The organism is Telluria sp. RT2P19, from assembly GCF_059685725.1.
This window is the reverse complement of sequence record NZ_JCASIL010000002.1, coordinates 47,780-70,409: the sequence shown is the minus strand read 5'-3', so window position 1 is coordinate 70,409 and position 22,630 is coordinate 47,780. Positions and strand designations below refer to the sequence as shown.

Below are 22,630 nucleotides of genomic sequence, written 5' to 3'. Positions count from 1 at the left end.
CATGAATCGCACGCTGTACTCCGGCCTGTGGTGGCTCGCATTGCCGGTCGTGCTGGGCCGCCTGTGGTGGCGCGGACGCATGGAGCCGGGCTATCGCGAGCACTGGGGCGAACGCCTGGCCCTCGGCGGCCCGGCGCCGGCCGGACGCTTCACGATCATGGTGCACGCCGTCTCGGTCGGCGAAACGCGCGCCGCCGAACCGGTGATCGATGCGCTGCTGGCCGCCTATCCCGACTGCCGCATCCTGCTGACCCATATGACGCCGACCGGCCGCGCCACCGGCAAATCGCTGTTCGCCCACCACGGCGAGCGCGTGGTGCAGAGCTACCTGCCGTACGATACAGGGGCGATGACGCGGCGCTTCCTGCGCCGTCACCGCCCGCGCGCCTGCATCCTGATGGAGACCGAGGTCTGGCCCAACCTGATCCGCGCCTGTAACCAGCAGGGCGTGCCGGTCGTCCTGGCCAATGCCCGCCTGTCCGAGAAATCCCTGAAGCGGGGCCGCAAGGCCGGCGCCGTGATGCTGGAGGCGGCGCGCGGCTTCACGCTGGTCGCGGCCCAGACCCAAGCGGACGCCGAGCGTATAGGCTCGCTCGGCGCGCCGAACGTGGTGGTCACCGGCAGCGTCAAGTTCGACGTGACGCCGCCAGCGGCGGCGCTGGAAAAGGGCGACTGGCTGCGCAGCCGCATCCGCTCCGGCGGCCCGGAACGGCCCGTATTCCTGTGCGCCAGCACCCGTGAAGGCGAAGAGGCGCTGATCCTCGACGCCTGGCAGCGCCTGGCGGACAAGCCGGCCGGCGCGCTGCTGGCGATCGTGCCGCGCCATCCGCAGCGTTTCGACGAAGTCGCTTTCTTGGCCGCGGCGCGCGGTTTGACGCTGGCGCGGCGTTCGCAACTCGATCTCGACCACGGCGTGGAGGGCGCCGACGTGCTGCTGGGCGACTCGATGGGCGAGATGTTCGCCTATTACGCCGCCTGCGATTGCGCGTATATCGGCGGCAGCCTGCTGCCGCTGGGCGGCCAGAACCTGATCGAAGCCTGCGCGCTGGGCAAACCGGTGCTGGTGGGCCAACACACTTTCAACTTCCTCGACGCCACCAATGAAGCCGTGGGCGACGGCGCCGCACTGCGGCTGCCTGATGCCGACGCCCTGGCGGCGGCGGCGGCAGGCCTGCTGCGCGACCGGACGGCGCGGGTGGCGATGGGTGAAAAGGCGCTGGCTTTCGCCAACCGCCACCGCGGCGCGACCCTGCGCACTGTTGAACTCGTGCAACGGTATATCCGGTAGGTTTTGATACCATTCCAATCTGCACGGTACAAAACAAAAGGGGATGCGCCATGTTGTCGTTAAATCACCCGAGGCCGGTCGGCACAGGGAAGCCCGTCGCTGTACTGGTCCAAGAACAGGCGGCAGAGGCGCTGGAGGCCATCATGACCGCATCACCGGCGACCGACGTCTCGGCGCCGCCACGCGCCGGCGGCGCGCTCCCGCTCGATGCGCTGCATTTCTTCGTGCGCTATACGCTGCGCGAGTACACCAGTTTCATGTGGCAGCACGGCGGCTTCCTGATTCGCCGCCGGCGCGTGCGCTGGCCGGCCAGCCTGTTCCTGCGCCTGAAAAGCACCTTCAGCGCGGCCCTGAACTTCGTCCTGCTCGGACGCGGGCGCCGTACCTATGAATTCACCATCGATGAACACGGCATCGTGCGCACCAGCGGCGGCGTGACCTTGATCGACTGGGAAGACGTGGCCGCCGTGCGCACCTACTCGCGCGGTTTCATGATGGTGCTCAAGCGCGGCACCTTGCCGATTCCGTTCCGCTGCCTGTCGGAGCGGCAGGTGGACGCCATGCGCGAGCTGGCGGCGGCGCGGCACGAGCTGGCGTTGCGCTGAATTTTCGCGGCCAGCGAGCGGTGTTGGACGCGTGGACGGGAGACCCGTCCACCCTACGCGAACAACACGGGCATCTCGTGCGAGCGGCGGCGCGGCACGAGCTGGCGTTGCGCTGAATTTTCGCGGCCAGCGAGCGGTGTTGGACGCGTGGACGAGAGACCCGTCCACCCTACGCGGACAACACCGGCATCTCGTGCGAGCGGCGGCGCGGCCCGAGCTGGTGTTGCGCTGAATTTTCGCGGCCAGCGAGCGGTGTTGGACGCGTGGACGGGAGACCCGTCCACGCTACGCGAACAACACGGGCATCTCGTGCGAGCGGCGGCGCGGCACGCGCTGGTGTTGCGCTGAATTTCGCGGTCAGCGAGCGGTGTTGGACGCGTGGATGGGAGACCCGTCCACCCTACGCGAACAACACGGGCATCTCGTGCGAGCGGCGGCGCGGCACGAGCTGGCGTTGCGCTGAATTTTCCCGGTCAGCGAGCGGTGTTGGACGCGTGGACGGGAGACCCGTCCACCCTACGCGAACAACACGGGCATCTCGTGCGAGCGGCGGCGCGGCACGAGCTGGCGTTGCGCTGAATTTTCTCGGCCAGCGAGCGGTGTTGGACGCGTAGACGGAAGACCCGTCCACCCTACGCGAACAACACGGGCATCTCGTGCGAGCGGCGGCGCGGCACGAGCTGGCGTTGCGCTGAATTTTCGCGGTCAGCGAGCGGTGTCGGACGCGTGGACGGGAGACCCGTCCACCCTACTCGAACAACACCGGCATCTCGTGCGAGCGGCGGCGCAATGCCAGCCGCGCGCCGTCGTAATCCGGATACACCTCGCCCACCGTGGCCCAGAACGCCGGGCTGTGGTTCATCTCGCGCAGGTGGGCCAGTTCGTGCGCCACCACGTAGTCGATCAGCGACAGGGGATAGTGGATCAGCCGCCAATTGAGGCGAATGCTGCCGCCTACCGTGCACGACCCCCAGCGCGAACCGGCCGACGACAGGGTAAAGCTGCTGTAGCTCACGCCCAGCTGCGGGGCGAAATGGTCAAGGCGCTCGCGGAACAGACGCTTGGCCTCGGCCTGGAACCAGATCTTCACGCGCTCCTTGAGCTGCCATTCCGACAGCCCCGGCACCACGCCGATCCACAATTCCTTGTTCGCCGCATCGAACTGGCAGTGGCTGCGCGCTGCTTCCTCGAGCCGCAGCACGATGTCGCCGCCCAGGTAGGGCAGGCGCGCGCCATCCTTCCATTCGATGGGTTGCCGTTGCTGGCGCTGGTCGCGCCGTTCGCCCCGTTCGAGCAGCTTGGCCGTGATCCAGCGCTGCTTGGCGCGCAGGGCGTTGTCGATTTCCTCGAGCGTCACGCGGCGCGGCGCCGTCACGCGCAGGCCGTCGTCATCGATCGTAAAGCCGATCGAGCGACGCGAGGAGCGGCGCAGGGCGTACTCGATCGTGTGGTGGCCGAGAGTGATGCGTTTCAGGGGAGGGTCTTGCGGGCCAACGGGCGGCGAGGGAAGCTTGATACGGGGCGGCGCCGGCGGCGCCTTGAATAATGGCTGCGCGGGCGGCGCCGGCCTGTCGGAAGGCTTCAGCGCCGCGAAGAATTCTTGTGCAAACAATTCCAGCTGGTGCCCGTCGACTTTCGACGAGGCCATGGTCTGTGGCCTCGACTCACGAATCTGGGCGCTGACGTCGCTCAACCACCTCTGTAGACGTGGGGCGAAATGACGCGCATTTCGGATTCTATCCAATTTTCCACCTCTTGCATCAGGCTGTCGGGAGTATGGCCTTCGGGCGAGATCGGCTTGCCGATCGAGACCGTGATCAATCCGGGCCGTTTGATGAATGAATTCTTGGGCCAGCACTCGCCCGAATTATGCGCGATCGGCACCACCACCGCTTGGGTTTCCACAGCCAGGCGTGTGCCGCCGCTCTTGTACTTGCCCTTCTGGCCGACCGGGATGCGGGTCCCTTCGGGGAACATGATGATCCACTGCCCGTCGGCCAGGCGCCGCTTGCCGTGGCGAACGACGGCGCCGAAGGCATTCTTGCCCTGTTTGCGGTCGATCGGGATCATGCGCAGCAGGCCCATGGCCCAGCCGAAGAAGGGGATGTACAGGATTTCCTTCTTGAAGACGTAGACCAGCGGGCGCGTGAGATTCGGCAGCAGGAAGATGGTTTCCCACGCCGACTGGTGCTTCGAGAGCACGATGGCCGGCGCGTCCGGCAGGTTCTCGTAGCCCTTGAATTGGTAGCGGATGCCGCAGATGACGCGCGCGCACCAGATGATGAAGACGTTCCAGCGCGAGGTGAACCAGAAGCGCTTGTTGTACGACAGCGGCGCGGCCAGGAAGCAAAGGCAAGCCCAGATGACGGTAGCGACGATCATGACGATCGTGAACAGCAGGGAACGCAGGAACAAACTGAAGTTACGCAAAGGGGCTCCGGACAAATCGATCTGGTTCTGGATGGTGCGGGACTACTTTTTTTATGATGGCTTAATTATGCAGCTTGCGCGCCGGTTGCACCAGAGGGCGGGCTCGAAGGCTTCAGGAACGCGTTCACCATCGCCGCCAGGTCCGGGAACACCTGGGTGCCGGGCGGCAGGCCGCCGGTCGCTTGCGTTTTCTCGCCTTTCCCGGTCAGCACCAGGTAGGGCGTGCAGCCGCGGTTGAAGCCCGCCTGCAGGTCGCGCAGCGAGTCGCCCACGGTGGGCACGCCCTTGAGGTTGACCTTGAAGCGCTTGCCGATCTCTTCGAACATGCCCGACTTGGGCTTGCGGCAATCGCAGCCGTCGATCGCCGCATGCGGGCAAAAGAAGATGGCGTCGATGTCGGCGCCCACCAGCTGGGCGCTGGCATGCAGCTTGGCGTGGATGGCGTTCAGGGTCGTGATGTCGAACAGGCCGCGCGCGACGCCCGACTGGTTGGTGGCGACCACGACCCGGTAGCCCGCCTGGTTCAGTCGGGCGATCGCCTCGAGCGAGCCGGGGATCGGGATCCACTCCGCCGGCGACTTGATGAAGTCCGGTGAATCGTGATTGATCACGCCGTCCCGGTCGAGGATGATGAGCTTCATCGCCCGTTCTTCCTTGGCTCGCTCGTGCCCCATCTTATGCCGCCAGCTTCGAGATGTCGGCCACGCGGTTCATCATGCCGTGCAAGACCGCCAGCAGGGCCAGGCGGTTGTTGCGCAGATTGATGTCGTCGACCATCACCATCACGTCGTTGAAGAAGGCGTCGACCTGGTCGCGCAGCTGCGCCAGGGTCTTGAGCGTGCCGCTGAAGTCGCCGGCGGCAAACGCCGCGTCGACGTCGGGCTGCACACGGGTGACCGCGGCCGCCAGTGCCTTCTCGGCCTCGTCCTGCAGCAGGGCGGGGTTGATCGCGGCGTTGGCCGGCATCGCTTCCTCGTTCTTCTTGAGGATATTGGTGATGCGCTTGTTGGCGGCGGCCAGCGAGGCCGCCTCGGGCAGCGCCGCGAAGGCCTGCACAGCTTCCAGGCGCTGCACCACGTCGTCGACGCGGTCGGGATTCTGGGCCAGCACCGCTTCGACCTCGTTCGGCGAGAAGCCGCGCTCGCGCAGCATGCCGCGCAGGCGGTCCAGCATGAAGACCGTGACTTCCGCGCGTGGGTCCCGCAGTTCTCCGATGCGCGCGCTCTGGTCGGCGAAAGCGGTGACCGCGTCGGCCAGCATGTCGGCGATCGACAGCGGCAGGCGCTTCTCGACCAGCATGCGCATGATGCCCATGGCGTGGCGGCGCAGCGCGAACGGATCCTTCTCGCCGGTCGGCTGCAGGCCGATGGCCCAGATGCCGACCAGGGTTTCCAGCTTGTCGGCCAGTGCGACCGCCAGGCCGGTGTTGGTGGCCGGCAGGGCGTCGCCGGCGAAGCGCGGCTGGTAGTGCTCCGAGGCCGCGCGCGCCACTTCGTCGTGCTCGCCGTCGTGGCGCGCGTAATACGTGCCCATGATGCCTTGCAGCTCGGGGAACTCGCCGACCATGTCGGTCAGGAGGTCGGCCTTGGACAGGCGCGCGCCGCGTTCGGCCAGCGCCGCGTCGAAGCCCAGGCGGGTGGCGATATAGGTCGCCAGCTTGGTCACGCGCTCGCTGCGCTCGGCCTGCGAGCCCAGCTTGTTGTGGTACACGACGCTGGCCAGCTGCGGCAGGCGCGACTCCAGCGTTTTCTTTTTATCCTGCTCGAAGAAGAACTTGGCGTCCGACAGGCGCGGTCGCACCACGCGCTCGTTGCCGCCGACGATGGCGGTGGGGTCGTCGGTCGCGATGTTCGACACGATCAGGAAGCGCGAGCGCAGCTTGTCTTCGCTGTCGGTCAGCGCGAAGTATTTCTGGTTCGTTTGCATGGTGAGGATCAGGCATTCCTGCGGCACGGCCAGGAATTCCTCTTCGAAGCGGCATTCATAGACCACCGGCCACTCGACCAGGGCCGCCACTTCGTCCAGCAGCGCTTCCGGCATCAGGACCTGGTCGGGGCCGGCTTTTGCCAGCAACTGGGTGCGGATGCTTTCCTTGCGCGCATCAGGCGACGACAGGACTTTGCCTTCGGCTTCCAGCACGTTTGCATAGTTGTCGGCATGCTCGATGGTGATCGCGCCGCCGTGCGACAGGAAGCGGTGGCCCATGGTGGTGCGGCCGGCGGTGAGGCCCAGCAGGGTCAATGGCAGCACCTGGTCGCCGTGCAGCGCGGTCAGGAGGTGCACCGGACGCACGAACTGCACGGTGTCGCCGCTCGGGCGCTGGTAGCTCATGACCTTCGGGATCGGCAGTTTGGCCACCGTATCGAGCAGCACGTCCTGCAGGGCGCCGGCAAGGGCGCTGCCGGCGGCGGTATGGGTGTAGAAGAAGCTCTCGGCCTTGCCGTCCTGCGCCCGTTCGAGCTGGTCGATCGTCAGGTCGGGAAAGCCCAGCGCAGCCAGCTTCTTGGCCAGCGGCGCGCTCGGATTGCCTTCCTTGTCCAGCGCCACCGACACCGGCAGCACTTTCTCGCGGATCGATTTGTCGGGCGAGGTGTCGCGCACGTTCGTGATCGTGACCGCCAGGCGGCGCGGGGTGGCGTGGGTGGTGACGCTGCTGTCGGCTTCCAGGAAATCGCGGGTCTTGAGGCCGTTCGAGATGCCGGCGGCAAAGGCCGCGCCCAGCTTGACGAGCGCCTTCGGCGGCAGTTCTTCGGTCTGCAGTTCGACGAGGAGTGTTTGGTTCATGGTCTGTTCTGTTCTTTTCAAGCTGCAGCTGGTTCGGTCTTCGGAGCCATCGGGAAGCCCAGCTTCTCGCGCGAATCGTAATAGGCTTGCGCCACCAGGCGCGACAGTGTGCGTACGCGGCCGATATAGGCGGCGCGTTCGGTCACCGAGATCGCGCCGCGCGCGTCCAGCAGGTTGAAGCTGTGCGAGGCCTTCATGATCTGCTCGTAGGCGGGCAGGGTCAGTTGCAGTTCGACCAGGCGCTTGGCTTCGGATTCGTGGTTGTTGAACGCCTGGAACAGGATCTCGGTGTTCGAATGCTCGAAGTTGTAGGTCGACTGCTCGACTTCGTTCTGGTGGAACACGTCGCCGTAGCTCAGGGATTTGCGAACCCCGTTTTCTTCCCATTCGGTCCACACCAGGTCGTACACGTTCTCGACGCCCTGCAGGTACATGGCCAGGCGCTCGATGCCATACGTGATCTCGCCCAGCACCGGCTTGCAATCGAGGCCGCCGACCTGCTGGAAATAGGTGAACTGCGTGACTTCCATGCCGTTCAGCCAGACTTCCCAACCGAGGCCCCAGGCGCCCAGGGTCGGGCTTTCCCAGTCGTCCTCGACGAAGCGCACGTCATTCTTTTTCAGGTCCAGGCCCAGGGCTTCGAGCGAGCCGAGGTACAGGTCGAGGATGTTCTCGGGCGCCGGCTTCAGTGCCACCTGGTACTGGTAATAGTGCTGCAGGCGGTTCGGATTCTCGCCATAGCGGCCATCCTTCGGCCGGCGCGACGGCTGCACATAGGCGGCGCGCCACGGCTCCGGGCCGATCGCACGCAGGAAGGTGCCGGTGTGGAAGGTGCCAGCGCCGACTTCCATGTCATAGGGCTGGAGCAGTGCGCAGCCCTGCTTGTCCCAGTAGGTCTGCAGGGTAAGGATGATTTGTTGGAATGTGAGCATCTCGAATGGGACGCGGCCCTGGGGCCGCGAACGCGGTATGTTTGCCAAATGACTAATTCTACTGAATTTCTTCACCCCACTGGGAGGTGATTTGACGTAGCGTGGACGGCTTCGCCGTCCACGCGGTGATAGTTAGCTGAAAAATCATCCGGCACGACCAGGGAAACGCTGACAATCGACGCGTGGACGGCATGGCCGTCCACCCTACGATGCCGCGGACTTTTTGCGATAGCGGCGGCCGGCAATCCACGCACCGAGCAGCATCACGCCTCCCAGCAGCAGGAACGCTGCGCTGCCAAGGCGGATGAAGGGCGTCATGCCGCTTGCGCCGCGCACCGTCGCACTGAGCACGCCGTCGGCATAGAACGGCAGCAGGTGCGTGATATTGCCCCGGTGGTCGATCACGGCGGTGGCGCCGTCATTGGTCGAACGCAGCATCGGACGGCCCGTTTCCAGGGTGCGCATGCGCGAGATCTGCAAATGCTGCGGGATCGCCACCGACTGGCCATACCACGACAGGTTCGACACGTTCAGCAGCAGGGTCGCCGGGTGCTGCGCATTGCGCAGCTGGTGGGCGATCTCTTCGCCGAATACGTCCTCGTAGCAGATATTCGGCTGCACCCACTGGTCCTTGACCTGGAACGGCGCCTGCAGCGCGGCGCCGCGGGTGGCGTCGTTGAGCGGGATGTTCATCATGTTGGTGAACCAGCGGAAGCCCGGCGGGATGAATTCGCCGAACGGCACCAGGTGCGCCTTGTCGTAGCGGTAAGGCTTGGGCGCGGGGCTCATCGTGATCAGGCTGTTGCCGTATTTTTCCGGGCTGTCGAACAAGGGCATGCCGATCGCCAGCGTGCTGCCGGTCGAGGTGGCGTAGCGCTGCAGGCCGTCCAGGTAGCCGGCAGGCAAGTTGTGCGGGAAGACGGGCAGGGCGGTTTCCGGCGTGGCGATCAGGTCGGCCGGGGCTGCCGTGATCATGGCCTGGTAGCGCGTCACGATGCTGCTCAGGAATTCCATATCGAATTTCCTGTCTTGCGGGATATTACCTTGCAAGAGACGCACGGTGATCGGCTGGCCACTGACATGGGTCCACTCGACCGTGCGCAGGCCGGCGCCGGCCAGCATCAGGCCGGCCAGCAGGCCGATCGCCGGCCAGCGCGCACGCTGGGTCAGCATCGCGATGCAGCCGGCGCCGACGCCGACCAGGATGCCGATGCCGTACACGCCAAGCAGCGGGGCGAAGCCCGCCAGCGGCGCGAGGTCGTGTGCATAGCCCGACGACGCCCAGGGGAATCCCGTGAACACCCAGCCGCGCAGCCACTCCGACACGCCCCAGGTGGTGGGCAGTACCAGCAGCAGGAAGGCCGGCACCGGCAGCGACCAGCGCTTGCGCAGCCAGGTCGCGGCGCCGGCCGTCAGTGCCCCGAATAGGCCCATGTACAGGCACAGCAGGACCAGACCCACGACTGCCAGCACGGCTGGCAAGTGGGCGAAGCGGGTGCCAAAGACGTATAGCCAGTGCACGCCGGCAAGGGTCCAGCCAAAGCCGAAGGCCCAGCCGATCAGGGTTGCACGCTTGACGGAACTTCCCATGCCCACCTGGTAGAAAAACCAGGCCAGCGACAGCAATTGCAGCGGCCACCAGCCATAGGGCTGGAAGGACAGGATGGAAGAAGCGCCGGCCAGGACGGCGGTAAACAGCAGCAGCGCAGAAGGTTTGCTGCCGCGCAGCGCCGGATCGGACGCTGTCGTGGGCTGGGTCCGGCGGCGCAGCATCAATCGCGGTCGTCTTGAGCCGGAGGCAGCTGTTCGACCAGCAGGACGTGGATCTGGCGCGCGTCGGCGCGCAGGATCTCGAAGCGCAAGCCGTGCAGGTCGACCACTTCGCCCTTGTGCGGCATGTGGCCCAGGTAGCTCGCGATCAGGCCGCCGATGGTGTCGACCTCGTCGTCCGGCAGGCTGGTGCCGAGTTCTTCGTTGAACTGGTCGATCTCGGTCAGCGCCTTGATGCGCCAGCGCGGGCCGTGCTGGCCTTCGCGGATCGAGATGATGTTGTCTTCTTCTTCGTCGAAGTCGTACTCGTCCTCGATATCGCCGACGATCTGCTCGAGCACGTCCTCGATGGTGATCAGGCCGGCGACGCCGGAATACTCGTCGACCACGATCGCCATGTGGTTGTGGTTGGCGCGGAAGTCGCGCAGCAGCACGTTCAGGCGTTTCGATTCGGGAATGAAGACCGCGGGGCGCAACTTGGTGCGCACGTCGAACGATTCTTCAGCGTAATAACGCAGCAAATCCTTGGCCAGCAGGATGCCGACCACCTTGTCGCGCTCGCCTTCGATGGCGGGGAAACGCGAGTGGGCGGTTTCGAGCACGCTGGGCATCCACTCCTCGATCGGCTTCGTGATGTCGATCACGTCCATTTGGGAGCGGGGAACCATGATGTCGCGCGCCGACAGGTCGGACACCTGGAACACGCCCTCGATCATCGACAGCGCATCGGCGTCGAGAAGGTTGCGTTCATGGGCATCGTGCAGCACTTCGAGGAGCTCTGCGCGATTTTCGGGCTCGGGGGAGATGAAGGCGGTCAGCCGTTCCAGCAGCGACCTGTGGGGTTTGGCGTCCTGGCGGACGTCACTGGGATACTCGGGCATAGTTGGCGGGAAGCCGTTGTTGCAATGGGGTGTAGGATACACCAAATAGGCGCGCACCCAGTATTTACAGCAGTGCGCGCCCGGCCGGCCGTCTCAATCCGCGTACGGATCCGGGAACCCCAGCACCTCCATGATGTCGCGTTCGAACTGCTCCATTTCTTCGGCGTCATCGTCGTTTTCGTGGTCCCAGCCCTGGGCGTGCAGCACGCCGTGCACGACCAGGTGGGCCGCGTGTTCCTCGACCGTCTTGCCTTGTTCTTCGGCCTCGCGCTGCAGCACGTCGGTGCACAGCACAATGTCGGCCTGGGTCGGATCGTCCTCGCCCAGTTCTTCCTCTTCGTTATAGGCGAAGGTCAGGACGTTGGTGGCGTAGTCCTTGCCGCGGTAGGCCTTGTTGAGGGCCTGGCCTTCTTCGGCATTGACGAAGCGGATGGTCAGCTCGGCCGGGCCGAGCAGGGACGCCTCGACCCAGCGCTGCAGCTTGGCTTCGGTGATCTCGCCTTCGAGGCGCGTATCGGCGAACTGGACTTCGAGTTCAAGAGGATGTTTTTTTTCTTGCATGTTTCACCGGGGTCGGTTTGGGGAGGGCGCCCAGTTCCTGGACGGACATATCCTTGTCATAGGCATCGATGATGCGCGCCACCAGCGGATGGCGCACCACGTCGGCGCTCGAGAACTGGGTGAAGGCGATGCCGCGCACGTCTTTCAGCACGTGCATGGCGTCGACCAGACCGCTGCGCTGGGTCTTGTGCAGGTCGACTTGCGTCACGTCGCCGGTGACGACGGCCTTGCTGCCGAAGCCGATCCGGGTCAGGAACATCTTCATCTGCTCGACGGTCGTATTCTGGGCTTCGTCCAGGATCACGAAGGCGTGGTTCAGCGTGCGGCCGCGCATATAGGCCAGCGGCGCGATCTCGATCACCTGCTTCTCGAACAGCTTCTGCGTGCGGTCAAAGCCGAGCAGGTCGTACAGCGCGTCATACAAAGGACGCAGGTACGGATCCACCTTTTGCGCCAGGTCGCCCGGCAGGAAGCCCAGGCGCTCGCCGGCCTCGACCGCCGGACGGGTCAGGATGATGCGCTTGACGGCGTCGCGCTCGAGGGCGTCGACCGCGCAGGCCACGGCAAGATAGGTCTTGCCGGTGCCGGCCGGGCCGATGCCGAAGCTGATGTCGTGGTTCAGCACCGCGTTCAGGTACTGGATCTGGTGCGGCGTGCGGCCGCGCAGGTCGCTGCGGCGCGTCTTGAGGATCGGGCTTTCGAGGCTTTCCGGCGCCGCTTCTACGCCGTCCTCGTCCGGGGCATCCGCCTTGGCCGGCTGTTCGGCAGGCGCGGCGTCGGCGGCGGCGCGCGGCTTCAGGCCGGCGCGCTGCTCGACCAGGGCCAGTTGCACCTCTTCGATCGGCACGACCTTGTTGGCGACCGCATAAAAACGTTCCAGCAATTCGACGGCGCGCTCGGAATTGGCGCCGGTGACGATGAATTTCTCGCCGCGGCGAAACACCGTGACGTCGAGTGCGGCCGAGATCTGGCGCAGGTTCTCGTCGAGTGGACCGCACAGGTGGGCAAGCCGCGTATTGTCGAGCGGCTCGGGAATGAAGTACGAGGGCAGGGTTGGCTGTGTTTTCAACTGGCTTTGGCTATCGTATCGAGGTTGGCGACGAGTTCGCCGCGCAAATAGTAATCGTGGCTGGCGGCGATGCGCACGTCGGCCAACTGGCCGATCAGTGCGGCATTCGTCGCGTCCAGCGGGAACAGGACCACCCGGTTGTTCTCGGCGCGGCCCTGCAATTGGGTGGCGTCCTTCTTGGCGACGCCTTCGACCAGCACCCGCTGCACAGACCCTACCATGGCGGCGCTGTGCTTGCGCGTATTGGCGTCGATCAGGGCTTGCAGGCGTTGCAGGCGCGCCAGCTTGACCTCATGCGGGGTGTCGTCGTCCAGGTTCGCGGCCGGGGTGCCCGGACGCTTGCTGAAGATGAAGCTGAAACTGTTATCGAAATTCACGTCCTCGACCAGTTTCATCATGGCCTCGAAGTCGGCCTCGGTCTCGCCCGGGAAGCCAACGATGAAGTCCGACGAGAACGTCATGTTCGGACGCACCGCGCGCAGGCGGCGGATGATCGATTTGTACTCGAGGCCGGTATACCCGCGCTTCATGGCGTTGAGCACGCGGTCGGAACCGTGCTGCACCGGCAGGTAGAGGTGGCTGACCAGCTGCGGAATCCTGGCATAGGCGTCGATCAGGCGCTGGCTGAATTCCTTCGGATGGCTGGTGACGAAGCGCAGGCGCTCGATCCCGGGAATCTCGGCGATGTAGTCGAGCAGCAGGGCGAAGTCGGCGGTGTCACCGCTTTCCATGGCGCCACGGAAGGCATTCACGTTCTGGCCCAGCAGCATGATTTCTTTCACGCCCTGGGCGGCGAGGCCGGCAACCTCGGTCAGCACGTCCTCGAAGCGGCGCGAGACTTCCTCGCCCCGGGTGTACGGCACCACGCAATAGCTGCAGTACTTGCTGCAGCCTTCCATGATCGAGACATAGGCAACCGGGCCTTCGACTTTCGCCGGCGGCAAAAAGTCGAATTTTTCGATCTCGGGGAAGCTGATATCGACCTGCGCCTTGCCTGACTGGCGCCGTTCCTGGATCAATTGGGGGAGACGGTGCAGGGTCTGAGGGCCGAAGACGACATCGACGAATGGCGCGCGCTTGACGATGGCGTCGCCTTCTTGCGACGCCACGCAACCGCCGACGCCAATCACCAGGTCTGGCTTGTCGCGCTTGAGCTGCTTGATCCGACCGAGGTCGGAAAATACTTTTTCCTGCGATTTTTCGCGGATCGAGCAGGTATTGAACAGGATGACGTCCGCGTCTTCCGGCGTGTCGGTGCGCACCAGTCCATCCGAGGCGCCAAGGACATCGACCATCTTGTCCGAGTCGTACTCGTTCATCTGGCAGCCGAAGGTTTTAATGAATACTTTTTTCTGCATGAAATTGCTAATTGGGGGCGAGCACTGCATCGACAAGGCGGGAACGGGTCAGTTTACCGTAATTCGGTCACCATCTCTTCACATCACGGGTGTGTGCACTCTTTTGATGTCACACGGAAATGTTAATTTCTTTACCTAAAGTAATTGCAGTAATGCTCAGATTGTTAAAAGTTCGCGAATGCACATACTTTATTATTGACAACACATAGGCATGGCGGCATGAAGTGTTTCTCTATGTAAAACAATGACTTCGGAGTGGATTCCGATTTACAAAATTTATCCAAGAAATCTCTTGCGTGCGCCACAATTGAGCCCCATGTGCTGAAATGCAAACGTGACAAGCTTTCCACACGATAGCTTGATTTCCGACAAGGAGTCACATGCGCCGGTTCGTGATCGCACTGGCGTGAGCGGCTGATAATTTGTTTGAAAGACAAGTGCGCATGCGGAAAGAAATGGAGCACTGTGGGCCGGAATTCTTAAGGGAATGTTCAGACTCGCGCTGTTTAATCCCTGAACAAGTTCCGGGAACTTATGTTGATGAAATGTAGTCTTTAACAAAAGTTCGTAAGGGAACTATTTTAACCAAACTCGTGAGGTAATCATCATGGCACAACAACATCACGCTCTGTCTTCGCAGGAAAGTTACAACCCGAATCACCTGCTGGACATCCTGCTCGGAAAGATGCAGCTGAAAAACGACGCCGCCCTGTCGCGCATGCTCGAAGTGGCGCCCCCTGTCATCAGCAAGATTCGCCACCACCGCCTGCCGGTCGGCGCCTCGCTGCTGATCCGCATGCACGAAGTGACCGGCATGAGCATCCGCGACCTGCGCGACCTGATGGGCGACCGTCGCACCAAGTACCGTTTGTCGGATGCCCAAGGCCGTCCGAAACCAGAAGAAAAAGCTGCACAAGCCGCTGCAGCAGCCGCCGCCCAGCAGCAAGCCCAGCCTGCACAAGGCCAGGGTCCGCAAACCAACGAAGCGTCGAACAAGACCTCCGGCAATTATGCGCACTAATGCCGTGGGCATGACAGCCGCATCTGTCATGCCTTCGGTATTGGCGGGCTGCGGCGCCGTCATGTCCCTGACGGCGCCGCGCTAGATTCGCTGCTTTATCGTGCACCGTCCTGCGGCCTAGGCCATCAGGATGGCTGTCATTTCCTCGAACTGCAGTTCCGTCTCGCGGAACACCTGCAGCCATACTTCTTCTGGCAGACCGAGCGCCGTCCACGCCACGCTGGACACGGCAGGCACCAGCTCGTCCGTATCGCCGGCCAGGTCAAGTGCATGGGCCACGGCCTGGGCCACATGGACGATCGTCGCCAGGAAGCCGGCCCCCGGCGTCTCGGGCGCAGGATAAAAGGCGATCGCCTGCTGCATCGTGCCCGAGAATTGCCAGTGTTCGGCCAGCGCCGCGCCGGCCAGCAGATGGTCGACGCCCAGCATCGCCTGTTCAATATCGATCAAGTCGCCATCGACGCGCTTGCGCTCGCGCAGGACGGCATCGTACTGTTCGGGATAGCGCGTCACCAGCACCAGGCGGCCGATGCCGTGCAACAGGCCGGCCGTGAACGCCACGTCTTGATTGAAGCGCATATGGCGCGCCAGTACCCGCGCGCAGGCGGCGGTGGCGATCGACAGGCGCCAGAAGGCCTTGTCGTCAAAGCTCGGGCAACGTCCACTTGGAAAGCACCCGGTCATCGCCGCCGCCATGATCAGGTTGCGCATGGACTGGAATCCCAGATACGTCATGGCCTGCTGGATGGTGGTGGCCTTGACCTGCAGCCCGAACGCCGACGAGTTGGCCAGACGCAGTGTCTTGGCGGTCAGGGCCTGGTCGGCCGACACCTTCCTGGCCAGCACCGAGATATCGATGTCTTCCTGATCGATGCTGCCGAGCAGCTCCATCACGACCGCGGGCAGCGAGGGCAGGTCCTTCAGGCCTTTTACCAGTTCCTCGAGCGTGATCGTCATGGCGCCACCTGCCGTTCGAGCCGGTAATCCTCGACATAGCGGCGCAGCAGCTTGGCGGCCCAGTCATGATCGTCGTCGATGTCGTGCCGGCGGAACAGGTGGTCGAGCCGGGCCACGGTGGCCGCTTCGTCAGGCACGCGGCGCGCCTCGACGCGGGCCACTGCCACCGCCTCGATCTGGTGGCGCTGCAGCGAGGCGATGGTCGCCTCGCTGAGGACGGCGCCCTTGGCCAGCAGCACGAGGCCATGATTGTCCAGCAGCTCGTCAGAGAGCACCATGCCCGGCTGTACCTGTGTCACGGGAACCATTGCGTGATCATCGCTCATTTTGCCTCCATTCAATTCTGCGCCGATGTTATCACCGGCACGCATCGTTGTAAGTAACCATTCCCGCTGCCCATCCAGGCCGCGCCCATCTGGCGAGGAAAGTGTTGTACGCTCTGGCATCGGTCGACGCGGCCGTTCATCCATCAGGAGAATCATGAAGCTTTATTTCAGCCCCGGCGCCTGTTCGCTCGCGCCGCACATTGCCTTGCTCGCCACTGGCCTGCCTTTCGTCGCCGAGCGCGTCAGCCTGCGCACCAAACAAACGGGCAGCGGCGAGGATTTCCGCGCGCTCAGTCCCAAAGGCTATGTACCGGCGCTGGAGATGGCCGATGGCCGCCTGCTCACCGAAAACCAGGTGATCCTGCAATACGTGGCTGACCAGGCTCCCGCCGCCGGCCTGGCGCCGGCCTTCGGCAGCTTCGAGCGCTACCAGCTGATGGAATGGCTCAGTTGGCTGTCGTCCGAGCTGCACAAGCGTTTTTCGCCACTGTTCACGCCAGGGGCGACCGAGGAGGGCAAGCAGGCCGCCTGGGCCGCGCTGGCCGCGCCGCTGACCTACGTCGCCAACCGGATCGACGCCGATGGCTACCTGACCGGGCCGCAGTTCACGGTGGCCGACGCCTACCTGTTCACGGTGCTGAACTGGACAGGCTTCGCCAAGTGCTCGCTGGACGCGTGGCCGGCGCTGCAAGCCTACCAGGCGCGTGTCGCCAACCTGCCGGTGGTGCGCGAAGCGCTGCGCCGCGAAGGCCTGCAGTAACACCAGCCGTGTTCCAACGATTGCCCGCAGCACGTTACCATGACCAGATGACCAGCCAACGCTATATTGCCCTGCTGCGCGGCGTGAATGTCGGCCGCGCCAAACGGATTGCCATGGCCGACCTGCGCACGCTGGTCGAGCGCCTCGGCTATACCGGCGTGCGCAGCCTGCTCAATAGCGGCAACGTGATCTTCGACGCCGACGTGCCGTCGGCCCAGGCGGCGGAAACGATCGAGGAAGCGATGGTCTTGCGTCTCGGCGTGGGGGCGCGGGTATTCGTGCTCGAGCGCCAGGAATTTGCCGAGATTATCGATGACAATCCGCTGGTCGACCTGGCCGACGACCATGCGCGCCTGTTTGCCTTCCTGCTGGCGGGCGAGGCCCAGCGCGCGATAGCGGCCGACCTGTGCGGCCGGGATTGGCAGCCCGAGGCGCTGGCCATTGGCCGCCACGCAGCCTATGTCTGGTGCCCGGAAGGCATGCTCGACAGTGCTGCCGCGGCGGCGCTGGGCAAGCAGCTGGGAGACCGCACGACGTCGCGCAACTGGCGCACGATCATCAAGCTGCACGCTTTGTGCAGCCATCCGGGGTGCTGATCTTCACCCCTTGTCGTTCGTCAGCTACTTGAACTTGCCGCTGTACCGACTGGCCCGGTAGCCGATCAGGATCAGGCCGACCAGCATCATCTCGAACATTTCCGGGTCTGGCAACGCGGATAGATGGGATGGCGGCGTGACGAAGTGCGTGTGGCCCGTCGTGGCCAGGTCGCTCACCGGTCGCTGGAATGGCTTGCACGCCAGGGCCTGGAATGAGGTCGATGACAGCGGCTTGGGCCGTGTTGGCAAGTAAGAGCGCAGGCGCCGCCGTCAAAGCGTATCTTTTCATCGCCGCTCCCTACATCATATAAATGACACCGATCTTTGGATGGGTTGAAACTCCGTCCGCAGCCGCCATCTTGCCATCAGCATAGCAGTTTCGGCATCATCATTGCGCGCCGCTGCGCTGATCAATTATGGAAAGAAGTCATGTTTTTACTGAAAGATGAACACATTTTAAGTTCATCAAGAAAATGTTGATTGTGGTAAATAAGCAGCGCTCAGCAATAAATATAAACCAACGACGATATTCTTATCATGTTAATTTCGCAATCAAAAGCGGTTTGATTGGCACATTCATCATTATTGCTGTCAGTCGAATAATCAAAACCGTTATCAGCTTTTTCATTATCGTCAAATTCCCCATCTTTTTCTCTTCAGGGTATTCACTGCGGTTTTTTTTGAAGGTATAGTCTCCTTATCCCCTTGCCTTCGGGCATCACATCAATATCCTCAACACGTCAGAACCTTCGGCCCCGGCCGACGCCGTCATCGCCGCCGCGAACCGGCACCAGCAGTCCCTACTTTTGCACGACGCACTTTTTCGACGAGTAAACAGATGCCCAACTTCGCCCGACTTCAGATTGCTTTCAAGAACGTTTACGTCCGCATCCTGTCCGCTATCCTGCTGGGCTCGCTAGTGGCGCTGGCGATCTTGAAGTCAGATGTGCCGCAAGACCCAAGCCCGGTGGTCCACTCGCAGAATATTGCCGAGATCACCTCGCTGGCCAGCCAGAAGTCGCGCCTGGACTACCTCTTGATCGCGCATCCGCTGTCCGAGGCGCCGCGGTATATCTACAAGTTCAAGAACGCGGCGAACGTACACGTGGTGAAGGTGCCGAGCACCTCGCACCTGTCGCTCGAGCGCGAGGTGCTGCTCAAGAACGCGATCCCGTATTCGATTGCCAAGGAAGACTACCTGGCCAGCCACAAGGCCGTGATGGATGAGGGCGCGAGCATGGTCGACCAGACCGGCGACTTCCTCAAGCGCAATGCCTTCCCGATCATCGTGATCCTGCTGGTGCTGTACGTGATCAAGTTCGGCATCCCGGGCATGGGATCGAGCGCGTCGATGATCACCCCGGACAAGCTCAAGGGCAGCCTGGACGACCTGATCGGCATGGAGGACATCAAGCAGGAAGTGCTGCACCTGGAAGACATGATCCGCAACCGTGCCGAATACCAGTCGCACAATATCGACAAGCCATTCAACGTGATGCTGACCGGTCCTGCCGGTACCGGCAAGACCAAGCTGGTCGGCTACCTGGCCAAGCGCCTCGACATGCCGATGATCTCGGCCTCGGGTTCGGCGCTGGAGTCGGGCTATGTCGGCGGCGGCTCGAAGGCGCTGAACGCCCTGTACCGCAAGGCTTGCGCCAAGGGCAAGTGCATCATTTTCCTGGATGAAGCGCAAAGCCTGTTCATGCCGCGCGGCCGCAGCGAAAAGAAATGGGAAGACGACACCGCCAATACCATGCTGGGCCTGCTGGACGGCGTGAAGAGCGACAAGGGTGCGAACGTGATCTGGATCGTCGCCTCGAACTTCGACGACAACACGACCGAGATGGACGAAGCGATGCTGCGCCGTTTCTCGGTGAAGATCAACTTCCGCCTGCCGAACAAGGCCGAGCGCCGCGAACTGCTGCGCAGCTTCCTGGCGCGCAAGAAGGATGGTCTGGTCGATTGGGAAGACCTGAACCTGGACCAGGTGGCCGAGATCACCCAAAACCTGAGCCCGGCGCTTCTGGAAACCGTGGTCGAGCGTGCGAGCATGCTGTCGATCCAGGAAAAGACGATCATCAATACCAACCTGATGTTCCGTGCCTACGAGCGCGCCACCATCGGCTTGACCGACCGCGCCACCACGCTTGACAAGCACAAGCAGCGCGAGCGTATTGCGCTGCATGAGCTGGGGCACTTCTTCATGCAGATCGATCCGTATCTGCGCCAGGGGCTGTCGCTGGCCGAAGTGAAAGAGAAGTCGCACCTGCTCAAGATCAGTACCGAGGCGGTGTCGAAGATCGGCGCGCTGGGCTATGTGCTGCAGTCGGGCGAGGACATGTCGCTGCGCACGCTCGAAGAACTGGAGCGCGATGTGGTCGGCCTGTATGGCGGCGTGGCGGCCGAAGAAATGTTCTATGGCGCACGCGGTATTTCGGTCGGCAGCCAGAATGACATCGAGAAAATCACCAAGATGCTGAACCTGATGGTCAGCCGCCTGTCGATGTATTCGCGCTCGAAGATCGATTACAGCCAGTTGCGGCAGGAGGCGAGCGGCGAACACACCGTGCGCCTGGTGGAAGAGAAGGCCGATGCGCTGTACAGCTACACGCTCGATGCGATCCGCGATTACAAGCTGGTGATGGAGTCGCTCAAGGACACGCTGCTGGAGCAGTATGTGTTGTCGAAGGATGAGGTGTTTGCATTGCTGGAAGAGCGTAGCGAACTGTTGATGCCGCAGTTGCATGGACATCGGACGGCCAAGCTGACGCTGTGCGAGGAAGAAGCCGCGGCTTGATCGCCTGAGCCTTTCCCGATGGAGCCCGTCCCGCGTACGCCGGACGGGTTTTTTTATGTTGGCGCTGTGCGCGTTAATTCGGTTCTTTCCGACGGCACGTTGCGCACTGGATGATTGCGACCAGCAATTGCGCTGGCGTACGCAAAGCGCCGTCATCCAGGAAGCGCTGCCAGCTCGAATAGTTCACCAGGTAGCGGCTGGCGATGCCGTTGAAGCGCTTGATCCAGGTTTTGAAGCGGGCATGCCAGCCATTGACGTTATTGAGGTGGATCGCGCCGCGCGCCTTGATCCCGGCGCGCAGATTGACCGCCTCGTGTGCGATACCGGCGCCGGCGCTGCAAGCCGCTGGCCGCACCGCACCGATGGACACGGGGACACTGGCAATGCGGACAGCATGGCGTGCCCGCCGCCATGGCGATGAGGTGCAGGCACTCGCCAGGATGGACAATCGCCGTGCTCCAGGCGCGCAGCCTGGCCACCTCGTCGGTATGCAGGTGCGGGGAGGTCAGCACGGCAAATACTTCTTCGAAGACCAAGCCTTGCATCATTGCCACCTGATGAGTTAACTCGACAGTGCTGAGACCGGCGCGAATGGGAAAGGTTCGCATAACTAACGCGAACAGCGCCTTTATGTTGGCGCTGACACGTATCCGTCTGCCGGGTCACGACAGCGTGGACCTTGTCTCGTCTCCAGAGGCGGATTCGAGTGCATTGCGCGATGTGCTCAATGCGCCGCCGGCTCATGCGCGCGCAGGGTCTCCAGCACGTGCCGCGTCATGCTACTCGCCAGTTCTTCCTCACCAACAAACACCCGTCCCCCCGTCTCCGCCCGCAACAACCCGGCTTCCTTGTCGTTATGCGTGCGCACCACGCAGCGAATCGAAGGATTGAGTGCCTTCGCAATCTCGACCATCTTGCGCACGTCAAACGTATCGGGCGTCGCGATCACCAGCATGGCGGCTTTATGGATATGCGCCTGGATCAGCACCGCAGGTTCCGCCGCATTTCCCACCACCGCCGGAATGCCGCGCTGGCGCGCCTGCTCGACCAGCTCGCGATGCTGCTCCGCGAGCACGAAGTGAATGCCGCGCGCAGTCAGATCGTCCGCAATCCGTCGCCCGACCCGCCCGAACCCCACCAGCACCACCTGATTGCTGAGCTTTTCGCGCGAGGTCGTCATCGGCAGCTCCGCCAGCGGATCGGCTGGCCGCTCCAGCTTGCGCGCCAGGTGCATCAGGTGGTTCTGCGTGCCGAGCCAGCGCTGCACTGGCTCGATCGCCGTAAACACCAGCGGATTGAGCGCAATCGAAATAATCGCGCCGGCCAAAATCAGGTTCTGGCCTAGCTCCGGCAACAGCCCGAGCTGCATCCCCAGGGCCGCCAGGATGAACGAAAACTCCCCAATCTGCGCCAGGCTGGCCGACACCGTCAACGCCGTATTGAGCGGATAACGCAGCCCCAGCACCAGCACGAAGGCAGCCATCGACTTGCCGACCACGATCACCAGCACCACGCCCAGCACATGCAGGGGATTCTCGACCAGCACCATCGGATCGAACAGCATCCCGACCGAGACGAAGAACAGCACCGAGAACGCATCGCGCAGCGGCAGCGATTCCTCGGCGGCGCGGTGGCTCAGTTCGGACTCGCGTAGCACCATGCCGGCAAAGAAGGCGCCCAGGGCGAACGACACGCCGAACAGGCTCGACGAGGCGTAGGCGATGCCGACCGCCGCCGCGATCACGGACAAGGTAAACAGCTCGCGCGAGGCGGTCTTGGCCACGCGCCACAGGAACCACGGAAAGACCTTGCGGCCCACGATCAGCATGAAGGCGATGAAGCCGCCCACCTGCAGCAGCGTCATGCCCAGCGCCGGCAGCAACTCGGCGCCGGCATCGCCCTTGCCGCCCAGCGGGCCGGCGAGCGCCGGCAGCATCACCAGCACCAGCACCATGACCAGGTCCTCGACGACCAGCCAGCCGACCGCGATGCGGCCGTTCATCGAATCGAGCACGCCGCGCGCCTCCAGCGCGCGCAGCAGCACCACGGTGCTGGCCACCGATAGCGCCAGCCCGAACACGATGCCGGCGCCCAGGCTCCAGCCCCACCACCACGACAGCGCCATGCCCATCGCGGTAGCCACGCCGATTTGCAGCAGCGCGCCGGGCAGGGCAATGCGGCGCACGTCGAGCAAGTCCTTCAGCGAGAAATGCAGTCCGACCCCGAACATCAGCAGCATCACCCCGATCTCGGCCAGCTGCGACGCCAGGCCGATATCCGCCACGAAGCCCGGCGTGGCCGGCCCGATGAAGACGCCAGCGGCCAGGTAGCCGACCAGTGCCGGCAGCTTGAGGCGCACGGCCAGCATGCCGAAGATCAGGCCAAAGCCAAGTGCGGCGGCGATCGTGGTGATGAGCGTTAATTCATGATGCATCAGGGGGAGGGCGCTTTATCAGGTTAGAATTTCTTCAGTATAAGTGAGCAGTATGTACAGG

Annotated in this window: 21 protein-coding genes; 6 read left to right on the top strand and 15 right to left on the bottom strand. The window is 63.4% G+C overall.

Annotated elements, in window-relative coordinates; translation table 11 throughout:
• Position 1 precedes the first annotated feature (1 nt).
• Positions 2-1,288, top strand: coding sequence for a lipid IV(A) 3-deoxy-D-manno-octulosonic acid transferase (gene waaA / locus AC56KW_RS02435; RefSeq protein WP_497169138.1), 1,287 nt, complete (start codon positions 2-4; stop codon positions 1,286-1,288).
• Positions 1,289-1,431: 143 nt separating this feature from the next.
• Positions 1,432-1,893, top strand: coding sequence for a YcxB family protein (locus AC56KW_RS02430; RefSeq protein ID WP_497169137.1), 462 nt, complete (start codon positions 1,432-1,434; stop codon positions 1,891-1,893).
• Positions 1,894-2,641: 748 nt separating this feature from the next.
• Here the strand turns inward: AC56KW_RS02430 and AC56KW_RS02425 are convergent.
• The 10 genes from AC56KW_RS02425 to miaB form a co-directional block, all read right to left on the bottom strand.
• Entirely contained in the window at positions 2,642-3,541 is a 900-nt protein-coding gene (locus AC56KW_RS02425) for a M48 family metallopeptidase (RefSeq protein WP_497169136.1), read from the bottom strand.
• A 41-nt stretch (positions 3,542-3,582) separates the two neighbouring features.
• Positions 3,583-4,323, bottom strand: a complete 741-nt coding sequence (locus tag AC56KW_RS02420) for a lysophospholipid acyltransferase family protein (RefSeq protein ID WP_497169135.1) — start codon at positions 4,321-4,323, stop codon at positions 3,583-3,585.
• 65 nt (positions 4,324-4,388) lie between these two features.
• Positions 4,389-4,964: a D-glycero-beta-D-manno-heptose 1,7-bisphosphate 7-phosphatase gene (gmhB, locus tag AC56KW_RS02415; protein ID WP_497169134.1), complete on the bottom strand. Its 576-nt coding sequence runs from the start codon at positions 4,962-4,964 to the stop codon at positions 4,389-4,391.
• A gap of 34 nt (positions 4,965-4,998) precedes the next feature.
• Positions 4,999-7,107, bottom strand: coding sequence for a glycine--tRNA ligase subunit beta (glyS, locus tag AC56KW_RS02410; protein ID WP_497169133.1), 2,109 nt, complete (start codon positions 7,105-7,107; stop codon positions 4,999-5,001).
• 17 nt (positions 7,108-7,124) lie between these two features.
• Complete coding sequence (gene glyQ / locus AC56KW_RS02405) at positions 7,125-8,039, bottom strand: glycine--tRNA ligase subunit alpha (protein WP_497169132.1); 915 nt, start codon at positions 8,037-8,039, stop codon at positions 7,125-7,127.
• A 204-nt stretch (positions 8,040-8,243) separates the two neighbouring features.
• Positions 8,244-9,812: an apolipoprotein N-acyltransferase gene (lnt, locus tag AC56KW_RS02400; RefSeq protein ID WP_497169131.1), complete on the bottom strand. Its 1,569-nt coding sequence runs from the start codon at positions 9,810-9,812 to the stop codon at positions 8,244-8,246.
• A complete protein-coding gene (locus AC56KW_RS02395; protein ID WP_497169130.1) occupies positions 9,812-10,690 on the bottom strand; it encodes a CorC family transporter in 879 nt (292 codons plus the stop codon). The genes lnt and AC56KW_RS02395 overlap by 1 nt, the downstream gene beginning before the upstream one ends.
• A 93-nt stretch (positions 10,691-10,783) precedes the next feature.
• A complete protein-coding gene (gene ybeY, locus AC56KW_RS02390) occupies positions 10,784-11,251 on the bottom strand; it encodes an rRNA maturation RNase YbeY (protein ID WP_497169129.1) in 468 nt (155 codons plus the stop codon).
• Positions 11,226-12,320, bottom strand: coding sequence for a PhoH family protein (locus tag AC56KW_RS02385; RefSeq protein ID WP_497169128.1), 1,095 nt, complete (start codon positions 12,318-12,320; stop codon positions 11,226-11,228). Before AC56KW_RS02385 ends, ybeY begins: the two co-directional genes overlap by 26 nt.
• Entirely contained in the window at positions 12,317-13,678 is a 1,362-nt protein-coding gene (gene miaB, locus AC56KW_RS02380) for a tRNA (N6-isopentenyl adenosine(37)-C2)-methylthiotransferase MiaB (RefSeq protein WP_497169127.1), read from the bottom strand. Before miaB ends, AC56KW_RS02385 begins: the two co-directional genes overlap by 4 nt.
• 607 nt (positions 13,679-14,285) lie before the next feature.
• On the opposite strand from miaB, the gene AC56KW_RS02375 reads away from it, so the two are divergent.
• The gene (locus tag AC56KW_RS02375; RefSeq protein WP_497169126.1) at positions 14,286-14,699 is read left to right on the top strand and encodes a hypothetical protein; all 414 of its coding nucleotides are present in this window, start codon (positions 14,286-14,288) and stop codon (positions 14,697-14,699) included.
• 117 nt (positions 14,700-14,816) lie between these two features.
• On the opposite strand, the gene AC56KW_RS02370 is transcribed toward AC56KW_RS02375, so the two are convergent.
• Together AC56KW_RS02370 and AC56KW_RS02365 are read right to left on the bottom strand one after the other, a co-directional pair.
• The gene (locus AC56KW_RS02370; RefSeq protein ID WP_497169125.1) at positions 14,817-15,656 is read right to left on the bottom strand and encodes an HDOD domain-containing protein; all 840 of its coding nucleotides are present in this window, start codon (positions 15,654-15,656) and stop codon (positions 14,817-14,819) included.
• Complete coding sequence (locus tag AC56KW_RS02365) at positions 15,653-15,982, bottom strand: hypothetical protein (RefSeq protein WP_497169124.1); 330 nt, start codon at positions 15,980-15,982, stop codon at positions 15,653-15,655. Before AC56KW_RS02365 ends, AC56KW_RS02370 begins: the two co-directional genes overlap by 4 nt.
• A 154-nt stretch (positions 15,983-16,136) precedes the next feature.
• On the opposite strand from AC56KW_RS02365, the gene gstA reads away from it, so the two are divergent.
• Entirely contained in the window at positions 16,137-16,742 is a 606-nt protein-coding gene (gene gstA, locus AC56KW_RS02360) for a glutathione transferase GstA (RefSeq protein ID WP_497169123.1), read from the top strand.
• Positions 16,743-16,789: 47 nt separating this feature from the next.
• Positions 16,790-17,338 (top strand): DUF1697 domain-containing protein, encoded by a 549-nt coding sequence (locus AC56KW_RS02355; RefSeq protein WP_497169122.1) that lies wholly within the window; start codon positions 16,790-16,792, stop codon positions 17,336-17,338.
• Positions 17,339-17,362: 24 nt separating this feature from the next.
• Here the strand turns inward: AC56KW_RS02355 and AC56KW_RS02350 are convergent, their stop codons facing one another.
• Complete coding sequence (locus AC56KW_RS02350) at positions 17,363-17,587, bottom strand: hypothetical protein (RefSeq protein ID WP_497169121.1); 225 nt, start codon at positions 17,585-17,587, stop codon at positions 17,363-17,365.
• Between the two features lie 589 nt (positions 17,588-18,176).
• On the opposite strand from AC56KW_RS02350, the gene AC56KW_RS02345 reads away from it, so the two are divergent.
• A complete protein-coding gene (locus AC56KW_RS02345) occupies positions 18,177-20,135 on the top strand; it encodes an AAA family ATPase (RefSeq protein WP_497169120.1) in 1,959 nt (652 codons plus the stop codon).
• A 73-nt stretch (positions 20,136-20,208) separates the two neighbouring features.
• Here the strand turns inward: AC56KW_RS02345 and AC56KW_RS02340 are convergent, their stop codons facing one another.
• Both AC56KW_RS02340 and AC56KW_RS02335 read right to left on the bottom strand, forming a co-directional pair.
• Entirely contained in the window at positions 20,209-20,505 is a 297-nt protein-coding gene (locus AC56KW_RS02340; RefSeq protein WP_497169119.1) for a hypothetical protein, read from the bottom strand.
• A 354-nt stretch (positions 20,506-20,859) separates the two neighbouring features.
• The gene (locus tag AC56KW_RS02335) at positions 20,860-22,569 is read right to left on the bottom strand and encodes a cation:proton antiporter domain-containing protein (protein ID WP_497169118.1); all 1,710 of its coding nucleotides are present in this window, start codon (positions 22,567-22,569) and stop codon (positions 20,860-20,862) included.
• Positions 22,570-22,630: the final 61 nt, after the last annotated feature.